This is a genomic window from Hoeflea marina (assembly GCF_003182275.1).
GTDB classification, from domain to species: domain Bacteria; phylum Pseudomonadota; class Alphaproteobacteria; order Rhizobiales; family Rhizobiaceae; genus Hoeflea; species Hoeflea marina.
Map to the genome: position 1 here is coordinate 83,347 of NZ_QGTR01000007.1, position 15,154 is coordinate 98,500.

The 15,154-nt window shown below is 64.6% G+C and carries 12 protein-coding genes; 6 read left to right on the forward strand and 6 right to left on the reverse strand.

Annotated features, from left to right (window positions below):
* Positions 1-22 precede the first annotated feature (22 nt).
* The 3 genes from DFR52_RS22055 to DFR52_RS22065 form a co-directional block, all read right to left on the reverse strand.
* The gene (locus tag DFR52_RS22055) at positions 23-1,012 is read right to left on the reverse strand and encodes a WD40 repeat domain-containing protein (protein ID WP_110034240.1); all 990 of its coding nucleotides are present in this window, start codon (positions 1,010-1,012) and stop codon (positions 23-25) included.
* A complete protein-coding gene (locus tag DFR52_RS22060) occupies positions 1,012-2,106 on the reverse strand; it encodes a CobW family GTP-binding protein (protein ID WP_110034241.1) in 1,095 nt (364 codons plus the stop codon). The genes DFR52_RS22055 and DFR52_RS22060 overlap by 1 nt, the downstream gene beginning before the upstream one ends.
* Positions 2,107-2,210: 104 nt before the next feature.
* Positions 2,211-2,954, reverse strand: coding sequence for a creatininase family protein (locus tag DFR52_RS22065; protein ID WP_110034242.1), 744 nt, complete (start codon positions 2,952-2,954; stop codon positions 2,211-2,213).
* Between the two features lie 101 nt (positions 2,955-3,055).
* Here DFR52_RS22065 and DFR52_RS22070 point away from each other — a divergent pair, with 101 nt between their 5' ends.
* The 4 genes from DFR52_RS22070 to DFR52_RS22085 all read left to right on the forward strand — a co-directional run bounded on the left by DFR52_RS22070 (position 3,056) and on the right by DFR52_RS22085 (position 6,209).
* A complete protein-coding gene (locus DFR52_RS22070; protein WP_110034243.1) occupies positions 3,056-3,598 on the forward strand; it encodes a MarR family winged helix-turn-helix transcriptional regulator in 543 nt (180 codons plus the stop codon).
* A 79-nt stretch (positions 3,599-3,677) separates the two neighbouring features.
* Complete coding sequence (locus DFR52_RS22075) at positions 3,678-4,703, forward strand: LacI family DNA-binding transcriptional regulator (RefSeq protein WP_110034244.1); 1,026 nt, start codon at positions 3,678-3,680, stop codon at positions 4,701-4,703.
* A complete protein-coding gene (locus DFR52_RS22080) occupies positions 4,700-5,683 on the forward strand; it encodes a 2-hydroxyacid dehydrogenase (RefSeq protein WP_110034245.1) in 984 nt (327 codons plus the stop codon). Before DFR52_RS22075 ends, DFR52_RS22080 begins: the two co-directional genes overlap by 4 nt.
* Positions 5,684-5,786: 103 nt before the next feature.
* Entirely contained in the window at positions 5,787-6,209 is a 423-nt protein-coding gene (locus DFR52_RS22085; protein WP_110034246.1) for a hypothetical protein, read from the forward strand.
* A 21-nt stretch (positions 6,210-6,230) separates the two neighbouring features.
* Here DFR52_RS22085 and DFR52_RS22090 read toward each other — a convergent pair whose 3' ends face one another.
* Positions 6,231-6,998, reverse strand: a complete 768-nt coding sequence (locus DFR52_RS22090; RefSeq protein ID WP_110034247.1) for a gamma-glutamyl-gamma-aminobutyrate hydrolase family protein — start codon at positions 6,996-6,998, stop codon at positions 6,231-6,233.
* A gap of 339 nt (positions 6,999-7,337) precedes the next feature.
* Between DFR52_RS22090 and DFR52_RS22095 the strand changes: the two genes are divergently transcribed.
* The gene (locus DFR52_RS22095) at positions 7,338-8,444 is read left to right on the forward strand and encodes a TRAP transporter substrate-binding protein (protein WP_110034248.1); all 1,107 of its coding nucleotides are present in this window, start codon (positions 7,338-7,340) and stop codon (positions 8,442-8,444) included.
* Between the two features lie 328 nt (positions 8,445-8,772).
* Here DFR52_RS22095 and DFR52_RS22100 read toward each other — a convergent pair whose 3' ends face one another.
* Complete coding sequence (locus DFR52_RS22100) at positions 8,773-10,569, reverse strand: TRAP transporter large permease (protein WP_110034249.1); 1,797 nt, start codon at positions 10,567-10,569, stop codon at positions 8,773-8,775.
* A complete protein-coding gene (locus tag DFR52_RS22105; protein ID WP_110034250.1) occupies positions 10,566-11,150 on the reverse strand; it encodes a TRAP transporter small permease subunit in 585 nt (194 codons plus the stop codon). The genes DFR52_RS22100 and DFR52_RS22105 overlap by 4 nt, the downstream gene beginning before the upstream one ends.
* Before the next feature lie 466 nt (positions 11,151-11,616).
* On the opposite strand from DFR52_RS22105, the gene DFR52_RS22110 reads away from it, so the two are divergent.
* On the forward strand, positions 11,617-15,096 hold the full coding sequence (locus tag DFR52_RS22110; protein ID WP_110034332.1) for an indolepyruvate ferredoxin oxidoreductase family protein: 3,480 nt from the start codon (positions 11,617-11,619) through the stop codon (positions 15,094-15,096).
* Positions 15,097-15,154: the final 58 nt, after the last annotated feature.

Genomic DNA, 15,154 nt, shown 5'->3' on the forward strand with positions numbered 1-15,154 from the left:
GCAGAAGCGCTCGAGCGCCGGTTCAGCCGGCGATGTCGATGACGCCGCAGTCGCCGGTCTCCGAACCGAAGGCCAGCAGGCGGCCGTCGGCGCGCCAGGACAGGCTGGAGATCGGGCCCTTGCCGGGACGGCGCAGCAGTGCCTCCCGGCTGTCGGCCAGGCGGACGGCCAGCACCATGCCGTCGGCAAAGCCGATGGCCACCAGTTCCTCGGCGGGATGGCAGGCAACGCAGGTGACCATGGTGTCGCTGCGCAGCCCGAGCTCGAGCGGCGGCTTGCCCATCGGCCCGTCCTTGCCGGAGAACGGCCAGACGATGGCCGAGATGGCGCCGGACGAGGCCAGCCAGCGGCCCTTCACCGACCAGGACAGCGACTTGATCTTGGCCGGGTAGCCGGTCATGCGCATGTGCTTGGGCTCGTCGCCGGGCTTGCCGTCGATCTTCCACCCATGCAGGGCGTTTTCCTGCATGGCGGTGACGACAAAGCGGCCGTCGGGGCTGAAGGTGACGGCCGAGTGCGCCCCCTTCCATTCAAGATCGACCGGCCGGGCCGAACCGGCAACCCAGTGCAGCGACACGCCGTTGTAACGCGCCAGCGCCACGCGCATCCCCTTGGGCGCAAAGCCGATGGCTTCGACGGTGCGGTCCTCGGTCAGTTCCCGGGTGGTCCCGTCGGCCAGCCGGACCGTGGCCTGGCGGCCCTCGGCCCAGGCAACTGCGCCCTGCGGACCCGATGCGACGACGCTCACCCATTTGCGTGCCGGCCCCCGGATCTCGGTGATCGTTCCGTCGCGGTCGATCCGCATCACCTTGCCGTCCTCGCCGCCGCTGAGGAGGCTCAGGCCGTCCTGGCTGCGGGCGGCGGTCAGCAGGCCGTCGTGGAGTTCGTGCGCGTGGGTTCCATGGTCGAGGCGGTGGACCATGCCGGAAGCCAGGGCGAACACCGGGACATCGCCGAGAAACGCCGCGGCCATGCAGTGACCATCGAGATCAAGCGGAGCAACGGTCGGCATCAGGCTTCACAGGCCTTGAAGGTGCGCTCGAGCTTCTCGCGATCCAGTTCGCGGCCGATGAAGACCAGCCGGCTTTCGTGCTTCTCGCCCTCCTTCCAGGCGCGCTGATGGTCGCCCTCGACGATCATGTGCACGCCCTGGATGACATAGCGGTCTGCGTCGTCGGCAAAGGCAATGATGCCCTTCAGCCGCAGGATGTTGGGGCCTTCCATCTGGGTGATCTTCTCGATCCAGGGGAAGAACCGCTTCGGGTCCATCTCGCCGCCGCGCAGCGACACCGACTGGACCGTGACGTCATGAATGGCGGCCGGCTCGGCGTGGTCATGATGGTGATGGTCATGACCATGATCGTGCCCATGGTGATCATGCCCATGGTGCTCATGTCCATGATGGTCATGGTCGTGGTCGCAATCGGGACCGCAGGCGTGGTCGGGATGGTCGTGATCGAGGAAATGCGGATCGTTCTCGAGCGCGCGGGACAGATCGAAGGCGCCGCGATCGAGCACGGCGTCGAGCGGCAGTACGGCGCGGCTGGTGCGATGGATGCGTGCGGACGGGTTGATGGCGCGCACGGTGCGCTCGATGCGGTCGAGCTCATCCGGTGTGACCAGATCGGTCTTGTTGAGCAGCACCACATCGGCGAAGGCGATCTGGTCCTCGGCTTCGCGGCTGTCTTTCAGCCGCAGCGGCAGGTGCTTGGCATCGACCAGGGCCACGACGGCATCGAGTCTGGTCTTGGCGCGGACGTCCTCGTCCATGAAGAACGTCTGGGCGACCGGCGCCGGATCGGCAAGCCCGGTGGTCTCGACGATGATGGCGTCGAACCGGCCGGGACGGCGCATCAGGCCCTCGACGACGCGCACCAGATCGCCGCGCACGGTGCAGCAGACGCAGCCATTGTTCATCTCGTAGATTTCCTCGTCGGATTCGACGATGAGATCGTTGTCGATGCCGATCTCGCCGAACTCGTTGACGATGACGGCGTAGCGCTTGCCATGGTTCTCCGAGAGGATGCGGTTGAGCAGCGTGGTCTTGCCGGAGCCGAGATAGCCGGTCAGGACGGTGACGGGGATGGGTGCGGGCGCTTCGCTCATGGGGTAGCCTCGGTCTCGATGGATTGTGTCGACCCCATATAGGCGCTCATGCCGCCGCGCGCCACACATGCCGAGGGGAATTTGCCGTCATCGCGGGCCGCCCGTCAGTCCAGTTCATCCACGTCGAATGCGGCCATGTCAGCGAGCAGTTCGGCAAGGCCCCCGACCGCGTGGTCGAGAAAGGCCTCGCCCCTTTCCGCGGTGGCGCGGCTGGCGCGGCCCGCGGCGCCATCCCGGTTGAGATCCGACATCTTCCAGCCGAAGGCATGGGGGCCATAGGCGCGCAAATGCCGGAAGCGGGCGGCAAAGTCGGCCTGGCGCGAGGGGAAGTCGCCAAGCCGGTCCATGCGGACGAGGTCGGGACGGATCGCCAGCATGACCGAGGTCTCGATGTCGCCGGCATGGATGTCGAGCGCCTTGTCTTCGGGCGAGATGAGGCCGGCCGGAACCCCGAAACGGGTCCAGCTCGTCGCCACCGCCAGCATGCGGAAGCGAATCCGCGCCTCGGTGGCGACGATGGTCAGCAGCGGCGAGTTGCCGCCATGGGCATTGAGCAGCATCAATCGCCGCGTGCCCGACCGGGAGACCGTTTCGGCTATGGCCAGCCAGCGGGCGATGGCCGCCTCTGGCGTCAGGCTGCGGGTGCCCTCCACATGCAGATGCTCGACCGAGTAGCCGACCGGCTCGACGGGAAGGACCGTGAGCACCACGCCGCGTGGGGCGAGCGCGGCAAGCCGGTCGGCAACGGCCTGCGCGATCAGCGTGTCGGTCTCGAACGGCAGATGCGGTCCGTGCTGCTCGTGCGCGCCGAGCGGCAGAATCGCGATTGATGTGGGGTCGTGGGTCATGCTGTGGTTTTTCAAACTTTTTTGACTATGGTGCAGGCTTGGCGATTTTGTAGCATGCCGACGGCGGGTTGGGCCGCAGGCGATCGCTGGAGGATGGGACCGTGGCGGGCAAGAGCAAAAAAGGCAAGTCCAGGGACGTCCCGATCGGGGCGGTGGTGACGCTGCTCGGGCAGGTGGCGCGCAATTCACGCACGGTCCTGTCCCGGAACCTGCTCGACCTTGGCCTGTATGCCGGCCAGGACGGCGTCATGCTGGCGCTCGACCGGCAGGACGGGCAAACGCCGGGGATGATCGCCTCCGAGCTCGGCGTCAAGGCGCCGACCATTACCAAGACCATCTCCCGGCTTGCCGTGCAGGGTTTTGTGCGGCGCGAGGATTCCACCACCGACGGGCGGATGTCGCTGGTCTTTCTCACCGATGCGGGCCGCAGCCAGATCAGGGCCATTGGCAAGGCGCAGCGGCGGACGGAGAAGACCGCGCTGGCCGGTCTGAAGGGCAAGCAGGTGCGTCAGCTGCTGGACCTCCTGCAACTGGTTGACGGCAACCTCGCGCAGTCGTCTTCGCCGGCGGCACCGCTGCGGCCGCAGACCGATATGCTGTCGCCCTCCAAAGAGGCCGACATCGACGATCTGCAAACTGATTGATTGCCTCTGCGGTTCAAAGCTTTTAGATCTGACTGGGTGGATGAGCGGGCGGGCGAGCCCGACGGGGAAGGGGACTGGATTGGCGCAAAAGGTAAAGCTCTCGACGATCGCCGAGGCACTGGGCCTGTCGACGGCGACCGTGTCGCTGGCATTGCGCGACAGTCCGCTGGTGGCGGATGCGACGCGCGACAGCATCAAGAGCAAGGCGATCGAGCTTGGCTATATCTACAACAGGCGCGCGGCGAGCCTGCGGACGTCGCGCTCCGGCATCATCGGCGTCGTGGTGCATGACATCATGAACCCGTTCTATGCCGAGATCCTGCGGGCGATCGAGACCGAGCTCGACCGCAACCGCCAGACCTTCATCCTGTCCAACCATTACGATTCCGTCGAGAAGCAGCGCAATTTCATCGAAACGCTGCTGCAACTGGGCGGCGACGGCGTCATCATGTCGCCCGCCATCGGCACTCCGGCCGCCGACATCCGCCTGGCCGAGGACAACGGCATGCCGGCCATCCTCATCGCCCGGTCCGTGCCCGGCATCGACGTGCCGACCTTCCGTGGCGACGACGCCTACGGCATCGCGCTTGCCACCAATCACCTGATCAGCTTCGGGCACAGCTGCATTGCGATGATCGGCGGCACCGACCAGACCTCGACCGGGCGCGACCGCTATCAGGGTTACGCCAACGCGCTGCAGAAGGCGGGGATCGACGTGGATCCGGCGTTGCGGATCCCCGGACCCCGCACCAAGCAGGGCGGCTTCGAGGCGGCGGTGAATTTTCTTGCCATGCCGCAAAAGCCGACAGCCGCGGTGTGCTGGAACGACCTCGTCGCCATCGGCCTGATGAATGGCATCGCTCGAGCCGGCCTGGTGCCGGGAAGGGATATTTCCGTGACCGGCTATGACGATCTCGAGGAAGCGGCCATCGCCACGCCGGCGCTGACCACCGTGTGGAACGGACAGTCGGAAGTGGGCCGGCTGGCCGCCCGGGCGCTGCTCGACAAGCTCAACGGCTCCACCGAGGCTGACGGGCTGCACCTGATCAAGCCGGAAATGCGAATCCGGCAATCGACAATGCCAATGAAAAGGGACCAAGCATGACCGAAACGCGCCCAGTGATCCTGCTGCCGGGAAACATCAACCCGCATGTGCGCGCCCGTGTGGAGGCCGAGTTCGACAGCGTGTCGATCAGCGCCGCCGACCCGGCGCTTGTCAGCGAGGCCGATGCTGCGCGCGTGCAGGGGATCGCGGCGATGACCGGCATTTCCGCCGCCTTCATCGACCGCTTTCCCAATCTCGGAATCATCGCCAATTTCGGGGTGGGCTATGACGCGGTTGACGCCAAGCATGCGGCCACGCGCGGCATCGTGGTCACCAACACGCCGGATGTGCTGTCCGACGAGGTGGCCGACACGACTCTTGGCCTGATCCTCAACACGCTTCGCGAACTTCCGCGGGCCGAGGCCTATCTCCGCGCAGGCCGCTGGACCGCCGAGGGCCCCTATCCGTTGACGCGTCTGACCCTGCGCGGCCGCACGGCCGGCATCTACGGGCTTGGACGCATCGGCATGGCCATCGCCGAACGCCTTGCCGCGTTCGGGCTCCCGATCCACTATCACACCCGCAACCGCCGTACCGATGTCGATTGGCCCTGGCACGACACGCTGTCCGGGCTCGCCGGCGCCGTCGATCTGCTGGTCGTTGTCGTTCCCGGCGGTGCGGCGACCGAGAACGCGGTCTCGACCGAAGTGCTCAAGGCGCTCGGCCCGGATGGCGTGCTCATCAGCGTCGGCCGCGGCTCCACCGTGGACGAGCCGGCGCTGATCGCCGCGCTGTCATCAGGCACGATTGCGGCGGCCGGCATGGACGTGTTTGCCAGGGAGCCGCATGTCCCGCAGGCCCTGCTCGACATGCCCAATGTCTGCCTGCTGCCACATGTGGCGTCCGCGTCGGTTGCGACGCGCAAGGCCATGGCCGATCTGGTGGTCGACAACCTGAGCGCCTGGTTTGCCGGCAAGCCGGCACTGACATCGGTTCCCGAGACCGTGCAGCACAATTCGGCCGCCGACCGGAGTTCCTGAGGCGCGTTTGACGGTCGACGGCCGATCGTTCACCGACCGTTAACCCTATCGAAACGGCTTGGGGCCAGACTTTCCGTCATCGATTCACCGGCGAGGTCTCTTCATGCGCGGAATCATCCTTACGGCGCTGATGTCATCGGGCCTGCTTGCCGGAGCGGTCTGGCTCGCACCCGAGGGCAGGGATGTCGACGGAGACCTGATTGTCGGCTCGATCGGCAGGGCCGCTGACGCCGCCGCAGGCGTCGAGATGATGATGGCGTCGAATGCCGAAAGCGGCGAGATCTGCCTGCTCGAGCGCGCGCACGATGCCTCGTCGCCGCTCGATCTTCTCAGCCCGGGCAGCGACTGCGATGCCGTATGGCCCGGTTTGGGCGGAGCCCAGCGCTGGCGCCTGACTGCCGGCGGCGGAATTGATCTCATCGAGCGGAACGGTCGGCCGGTTCTGACGCTCGCGCGTCCGGACGGCGCAGCGTTTCGCGGCACTGGCTCGGGCCAGTCGGTGGTCACGCTGACGATCCTCGAATAGGATTGCTGCCGCTCCTCGGCGCTACTCGGCTGCCACCCGGCCAAGCCCGGAATGGCGTGCGCGCACCGCGTCGCCGAAGGCCGCGAAGATCCGGTCCGAGATGGCATCGCTTCCGACCCAGTATTCCGGGTGCCATTGGACGCCCAGCGCAAAGCCCGGAGCGTCGATGACGCTGACGGCTTCGACGGTTCCGTCCTCGGCGGCCGCTTCCACGGCCAGGCGAGGAGCCAGCCGGGAGATGGCCTGCCGGTGCAGGGAGTTCACCTTCACCTCGCCGGCGCCCACGATTCCCGCCAGGCAGCTGCCTTCGCGCACATGGATGGCATGACGGATGGCAAAGGCCTCGTCCCGGTCCTGGGTGTCGGGCTTGCGGTGGTCGATCCGGCCGGGAAGCTCCTGGATCTCGGTGGCGAGCGATCCGCCGAGCGCGACGTTGAGTTCCTGGATGCCGCGGCAGATGGCAAGCAGCGGTATTCCGCGCTCGATGGCGCGCCGGATCAACTGCATGCTGGTGTGGTCGCGCAAGCGGTCGAAGGGGCCGTGCCCCTCGGTCTCGGCTTCGCCATAAAGCGCCGGATGGACATTGGTGCGCGAACCGGAGATGAGCACGCCATCGACACGGTCGAGCACCATGTCGACGTCGCCCGCGTCGCCGAGGGCGGGAAGAATGAGCGGCAGCACACCCGAACCGCGCACCGCCGCCTGGACATACTGGTCGGGAGCGGCATGCCAGGTGTAGCCTTCGAAGACGCGAATGTCCGCCGGAATGGCAACAAGTCCACCGCTCATGTCACAGGTCCTTCCACGGTCTGTTAGGTCGCCGGCTGACTGCGCGGCGCTGATGTCGATCGGGTCGCCGCAGGATTGACGGTGCTGCAAAAGAGAAAGGCAACTCCGGCGACTGCGAACAACTATAGCAATCTGGCCCCAAAACAATATCCCGTTTGCATGCGGAAATCCTCAATTCGATCGAAATGGCAACTGGCCAAATAAATTGACCAATGAGCTTCGAAAAACCGGCGAAATGCTTGAAAGGCATGCGGCAACATGGTTAGGTCGCGAGAGGCTGCGGGAATGTGAGGGGCGATGCTCCTGTCTTGCGGTTGTGATTCAACTGGGAGGTACAAAATGGATCGTCGTTCCTTTATCAAGAAGGCGGGCGTCGCCGGTGCCGGTGCTGCAGCCGCAACCGCGCTGGCCGCGCCGGCAATCGCACAGGAAAATCCGAAATTCACCTGGCGTCTGACGTCATCGTTTCCGAAGTCGCTCGACACCATCTACGGCGCGGCCGAAACGATGGCGGCGCGTGTGAAGGAGGCCACCGGCGGCAATTTTGAAATCCAGGTGTTCGCCGCGGGCGAGATCGTGCCTGGCCTGCAGGCCGTCGATGCCGTTTCCGACGGCACCGTGGAAATGTGCCACACCGCCTCCTACTATTTCTGGGGCAAGGATGCGACGTTCCAGCTCGGCACCGCCACGCCCTTCCTGATGAACTCGCGCATGCAGAATGCCTGGTTCATCGAGGGCGGCGGCACCGACATGCTGAATGAATTCTACAACACCCAGGGCCTGCAGGCCTATCCGTGCGGGAACACCGGCGCGCAGATGGGTGGCTGGTTCCGCAAGGAAATCAACACGATCGAAGATCTCAACGGCCTGAAGATGCGGATCGGCGGCTTTGCCGGAAAGATTCTCGCCAAGCTCGGCGTAGCCCCGCAGCAGATCGCGGGCGGCGACATCTATGCCGCGCTCGAAAAGGGCACCATCGACGCCACCGAATGGGTCGGCCCCTACGACGACCAGAAGCTCGGCTTCAACAAGGTCGCCAAGTACTACTACTATCCGGGCTGGTGGGAAGGCGGCGCGGCGCTGCACGCCATGACCAATCTGGGCAAGTACAACGAGCTGCCGGAGCACTACAAGACCATCCTGCAGGACGCCTGCTATTTCGGCAACGCCTCGATGCAGGCGCGCTACGACATGAAGAACCCGGCGGCGCTGAAGCAGCTGGTGGCCGACGGCGCCGTCCTGCGTCCGTTCAACCAGGACGTTCTTGATGCCTGCTATGCCGCGACCCAGGAAGTCTACGCCGAAGTCAACGCCGCGAATCCCGCCTTCAAGAAGATCTACGATTCGCAGCTGGCCTACGCCAAGGATGCCTATCTCTGGCAGCAGCTGTCGGAGTACACCTTCGATACCTACATGATGATCCAGCAGCGTTCGGGCAAGCTCTAGGCCTCCCGCATCCGAGGATCCTGAACCCGGGGATGGCAGCATCCCCGGGTTTTTTGTATCCGGAGCCGGCGGTAGGCCGAAGGCGGATGGAAAGGGAGGCGGCCCCCGGCTCTCGCACGGTGCGGACAGCGTCGGCGGACGCTTGGACGAACGGCTGGCGCCCGGCCCGGCCAAGGCCGGTCATCAATGTGAGGATGGTCCGGCCAGGGGCCGCCGACCGGTCTTCGTCGGTTGCGTCCGATGGCTGGCCCGCAGGTTGCGCCGATCTCTCGCTGCCCGGCAGGGTCCGCAAACGGGATTCCCGGGCCCTGCCGTTCGGTGCGGCGGATCAGTTGATCTTGGGTGGCTGCCCCAGATCCATGCCGGAGGCCGGTGCCGGATCCGTGGGCTTGGCCGGTTCGGCGCCAGGCAGTCCGAGACCCGGAAGCGTCAAGCCGGGCAGCCCGTTTCCGCCGTTGCCGCCCAGCGGCGGCAGCGCCATGCCGGGCAGGCCGCCATCGAGCGCATTGCCGTTGAAGCCGGGCACCTCGATCTTCATGTCGGGATCCCGCGCCACATGTTCGTCCTTGTAATGGGTGACAAGCTGCGGAAAGGCGATGACGATCATGATGACGATGAACTGGATGATGATGTAGGGCAGCGCCCCCTTGTAGATCTCGGTCGTCTTGACGCCCGGCAGCATCCGCCCTGACGGCCCGTCCTTCCAGGCGGCGGTCGGCGCAATCGAGCGAAGATAGAACAGCGCGAAACCGAACGGCGGCGTCAGGAACGAGGTCTGCAGGTTGATGCCGATGATAATGCCGAACCAGATGAGATCGATGCCGAGCTTGTCCGCCACCGGCGCCAGCAGCGGCACCATGATGAAGGCGATCTCGAAGAAATCGAGAAAGCAGCCGAGCACGAAGATCAGGATGGTGACCACGATGAGGAAGCCGGTGGCTCCGCCGGGCAGGCCGAGCAGCAGTTCCTCGATCCAGATGTTGCCGTTGACGCCATAGAAGGTCAGGCCAAAGACGCGGGCGCCGATCAGGATGAACATCACGAATGCCGACAGCCGGGTCGTCGAATCAAGAGCCTGCTTGAGCGTGGTCACGCTCATGCGGCGCTTGATGACAGCAAGCACCAGCGCGCCGGTGGCGCCCATGGCGCCGCCCTCGGTGGGCGTGGCGATCCCCAGGAAGATGGTGCCGAGCACCAGGAAGATCAGCGCCAGCGGCGGGATCAGCACGATGACGACCTGCTCGGCCAGACGCGACATCAGTCCGAGCTGGAAGCGGCGGTTGACCATCGAGGCGGCGAGCGCAAGCCCAGCGGCGCTGGTGGCCGACCAGACGAACCGGGTCTCGTAGCGCAGACCGTCAAAGATGAAGTGGTAGGCGATGAAATGCACGGCAATGGAAATCGCCAGGATGGCAATCAGCGAGGTGACGCCACGACCGAGCGTGCGGGCTTCGATGGGCAGCGCGGGCGCCCAGTGTGGTTTGATCAGGGTGACGGCGAAGATGTAGAGACAGTAGCTGGTGACGATGATCAGCGCCGGATAGAGCGCGCCGATATACATGTCGCCGACCGAACGGCCCAACTGGTCCGCCATGACGATGAGGACCAGGGACGGAGGCACGATCTGCGCCAGCGTGCCGGCGGCGGTGATCGTGCCCGTCGCCAGGGACCGGTTGTAGCCGTAGCGCATCATGATCGGGAGCGAGATCAGGCCCATGGCAATCACCGACGCGGCGACGACCCCGGTGGTCGCCGCCAGCAGCGCGCCGACCAGAATGACCGCATAGGCGAGGCCGCCGCGAATGGGGCCGAAGAGCTGGCCGATCGTCTCGAGCAGATCCTCGGCCATGCCGGAACGCTCGAGGATGAGCCCCATGAAGGTGAAGAACGGAATCGCCAGCAATGTGTCGTTGTACATGATGCCGTAGATGCGCTCGGGATGCGCCTGCAACAGCGGCCAGAACAGGCGGATCTCGGGGGAGATGCTCGACATCTCGACGCCGATGACGAAGAAGATCAGTCCGCCGGCGGCCAGCGTGAAGGCGACCGGATAGCCGATCATCAGCATCGCCATCACGGAAACGAACATGATCGGAGCGAGATTGTGCGCGATGATGTCGATCATTTGCCCTGCTCCCTGGGCATGCCGGCCAGCATTTCCTCGACCGATGGAGGGTTGATGTGGGTTTCCATCGGATCATCGATCCTGCCGATGATCACGGCCCATCGCTTGATGATCTCCGAAAAGCCCTGCAGCGTCAGCAGCGTGAAGCCGATGAGCACCATGATCTTGGCGGGCCAGAGAATGAGGCCGCCGGCATTGGCGGATATCTCGCCGGAGTTCATCGACTTGAGCACCCAGGGAACAGCCAGGTAGGTGATAAGAAAGGTGAAGGGCAGCAGGAACACGATGTGGCAGATCAGGTCGACCCAGTCCCGCGTCCGCTTGGTCAGCATGTTGGAGATGAAGTCGATTCGGACATGCTCGTTCTTCTGCAGCGTGTAGGCGGCAGCCAGCAGGAAGACGGTGCCGTAGAGGTACCATTGCACTTCCAGCCAGGCATTGGATGATATGTCGAAGGTCTTGCGGATGACCGCATTGCCGGCGCTGATGAGAACGGAGGCCAGGATCAGCCACGAAACGCTCTTGCCGATGACCTCGTTGATGCGGTCGACAAACCGGCTCAGTGCCAGCAGAATATCCATTCGTTCCTCCCGCACAGGCCACCCCTGGAAAGGGCCTGATAAAGCTTCGACAGCCCCGCCGCTGTTGCGGTCGGTTTTGAGTTCCCTCGATTCCCCTAGCAGGAAAAGGCTCTGCTGTGCAACGACTGGTGCACTTTTCTGACCAGTGAGGATGGCATCCCGATACGCCCGGGAAGGTGGCGTTCCGTGGCTTATAATGCCGGCATCGCAAGCCCGTGCGGCTTTCGCCATGGCCCTCCCGATTGTGACGGACAATGAAGCGGGCACGGGGGCGGTCGCCGAACGAAAGAATATTGCGCCACGCGCCTGGTTGCGGACGAAGCCTTGCAAAGCCCGGCAATGACAGCGAAATCGATTGACCGGTCGTCGTTCCGGTTCAAGTATCTGTCCGGAGGAAGCGCCTGCCGCGCTTGCGGCCGGCCGGCCATGCCGAACTGGCGCCATCGGCAGGCAATGGAGGATGAAGATGACCGTGCATGATGTGTCGCTGGATGACAAGTTTGACCTGAACAGGGAGCGGATCTTTGTCACCGGATCGCAGGCGGTCGTCCGAATGCTGCTGATGCAGCACGAGCGGGACCGGCGCGCCGGACTGAATACGGCAGGCTTCATCTCGGGTTACCGCGGCTCGCCGCTGGGCGGCCTGGACCAGCAGATCGAGCGTGCAAGGCGGCAGCTGGCGCCGCGCAACATCGTCTTCCAGCCGGGCCTCAACGAGGAACTGGCGGCGACCGCCTGCTGGGGATCGCAACAGACCGGGCTCGACGGAAAAGGCAAGTTCGACGGCGTGTTCGCGCTCTGGTACGGCAAGGGGCCGGGCGTCGACAGGGCGGGAGACGTATTCCGGCATGCCAATCTGGCCGGGTCGGCCACCCATGGCGGTGTGCTGGCGCTGATGGGCGACGACCACACCGCCGAATCCTCCACCAACGCGCATCAGACCGAGTTCAACTTCATCGACACGATGATTCCGGTTCTCAATCCGGCCGGCGTGCAGGAGATCATTGACTACGGGCTCTACGGCTTCGCCCTGTCGCGCTTCGCCGGCACGTGGGCCGCCCTCAAATGCGTCAAGGACAATGTCGAGTCCACCGCCTCGGTCGATGCGGCGCTCGAACGGCTGTCGGTTGTCATCCCCGAGTTCGCCATGCCGCCGGGCGGTCTCAACAGCCGCCATGGGGAGCTCGATTTCCTCGGGCAGGAGGCGCGCCTGCACGAATACAAGCGCGGCGCCGCCAGCGCGTTCATTCGCGCCAACGGGCTCAACCGCATCATCTATTCCGGTGGCGCCAACGCCAGGATCGGCATCCTGACCGTCGGCAAGAACTATCTCGACGTGCGCCAGGCGCTGGACGATCTCGGCATCGACGAACGGCGCGCCAACGAACTGGGCATCCGCCTGTTCAAGGTCGCCTGCCCCTGGCCCTTCGACCGGGAGGACATGCAGCCCTTCGTCGAGGGGCTCGACATGGTGATCGTGGTGGAGGAAAAGCGGTCGTTGCTCGAGAGCCAGTTGCGCGAAGCGCTCTACGGCACGGCCAACCAGCCAGTGGTGGTGGGCAAGCGGGACGAGCGCGGCGACTGGCTGTTCCCGGCCAAGGGGGCGCTGGACCCGAATGACATCGCGGTTGCCATCGGCGAGCGTATCCTGCGCGTGGTCGGCCATGTCGAGGACATCGACGCCAAGGTGAAGCGGATCCGGCAGTTCCAGTCCATGCTGGGCGAGATGACCGACGTGGCCTCGCGCACACCCTATTTCTGCTCCGGCTGCCCGCACAACTCATCGACCAAGGTGCCCGAAGGGTCCATCGCCGCCGCCGGGATCGGTTGCCATTTCATGTCGCTGTGGATGGACCGCGACACTGTCGGCTTCACCCAGATGGGCGGCGAGGGCGCGCAATGGGTGGGCCAGGCGCCGTTCAGCGAGCGAACCCACATTTTCCAGAACCTTGGCGACGGAACCTACAATCACTCAGGTGTGCTGGCGCTTCGCTTCGCCGTGGCCTCGGGCGTCAACATCACCTACAAGATCCTGTACAACGATGCCGTCGCCATGACCGGAGGCCAGACCCATGAGGGAGGGCTGAGCGTCGACGCGATCGCCCGTCAGGTGCGGGCGGAGGGCGTGGAGCGGGTTGCCCTGGTGTCCGACGACCCTTCACGCTACGGGACGGCTATGAACTGGCCGTCCGGCATGACGATCAGTCACCGCGCCGACATGGATGAAGTCCAGCGCGAACTGCGAGACATTCCCGGCACCACCGTGCTGATCTACGACCAGACCTGTGCCGCGGAAAAGCGCCGCCGCCGCAAGCGGGGCAACTATCCCGATCCCGACCGGCGCGTCATCATCAACGAGCTTGTCTGCGAAGGCTGTGGCGATTGCGGCGTGAAGTCCAATTGTGTTTCGGTGCAGCCGGTGGAGACAGAATTCGGGCGCAAGCGTCGCATCGACCAATCCAGCTGCAACAAGGATTTCTCCTGCCTCGACGGATTCTGCCCCTCCTTCGTCACCGTTCACGGCGGACGCATCCGCAGGGCCGACACCAGTGCGGCGCGCGGCGCGGTCGATCCGCTCGAGGGCGTGCCGGAGGCGCCCCTGCTGCCGCTCGACGCCGGGTGGGCGGCGATCATCGACGGGATCGGCGGCACCGGAGTGGTGACCATCGGTGCGATTCTCGGCATGGCCGCGCATCTGGACGGCAAGGGCTGCGGCATGATCGACATGGCAGGGCTTGCACAGAAGGGCGGCGCCGTCTTCAGCCATGTCCGCATCGCAGCGTCACCCGCCGACATCACCGCCATCCGGATCAGTGCCGGAAAGGCGGACCTGGTGCTCGGTTGCGATCTCGTGGTCTCCGGGTCACGCAAGGTGCTGGCGGCCGTGAGGGAGGGCGAGACCCGGGTGCTCGTCAACACCAATGAAGTCATGCCCGGCGAATTCACCCGCAACGCCGATTTCTCGCTGCCGACCGAACGCATAAAGCGGGCGATCGTCGCCGCGGCCGGACCGGCGCAGTCGACCTTCTTCGACGCAAGCCTGGCGGCCACCCGGCTTTTTGGCAACGCACTGGCGGCCAACATGCTGATGCTCGGCATGGCGTGCCAGAAGGGTGCGCTTCCCTTATCGTCCGGGTCGATCGAGGCGGCAGTCCGCCTCAATGGCCAGGCCGTCGAGATGAACATCGAAGCCTTTCGCTGGGGGCGCAGCGCGGCGCATGATCCGGAGGCGGTTCTTGCGCGAATCGGAGCAAGGGCGACCGAAGGGGAGCCGGCGCCGGAACCGGTGGCGGACCTCATCGACAAGCGGGCGAGCTTTCTTGCCTCCTATCAGAACGCTCGATACGCTCTGCGTTATCGGGCCCTGCTGGAGCCCGTGGTTGCGGCCGAAATCCGGCTGACCGGCGCGCCGGGAGCGGTTTCGCGCGCCGCCGCCCGCTCGCTGTTCAAGCTGATGGCTATCAAGGACGAATATGAGGTCGCCCGGCTTTATTCGGACGGCAGTTTCAATCGGCAGATCCTGGCTCAATTCGAGAGCTATGATCGCATCGAGTATCACCTGGCGCCACCGTTCCTTGGGCGCAGGAACTCGGCGGGGCATCCGGTGAAGTCCTCTTTCGGCCCCAGGATGGGAGTTCTGTTCTCCGTCCTGGCGCGATTGCGGGTGCTGCGGGGGACGGCTTTCGATGTGTTCGGTTATGCAACCGAAAGGCGCATGGAGCGGAAGCTGCTTGTGGATTTTGAAACCGAATTGCAAGAAATTCCCGCGGCATTGTCGTCGCATAACATGAAAGCGGCATCTGACTTCCTTTGCTACCCGCTTCAGATCAGAGGATACGGGCACGTCAAAACCAAGAGTAAGCAAATTTCAGATGAAAATAAGAAAAAACTTTGGGATTCTTTCGTAACAGACGCCTATGTTCCAGATCTGTCGGCGGCAGAATAGTACAATATATAATTTTACTACTTACGTTTCTTCTTGAAGTGTATCTTCTAGTGAGAAG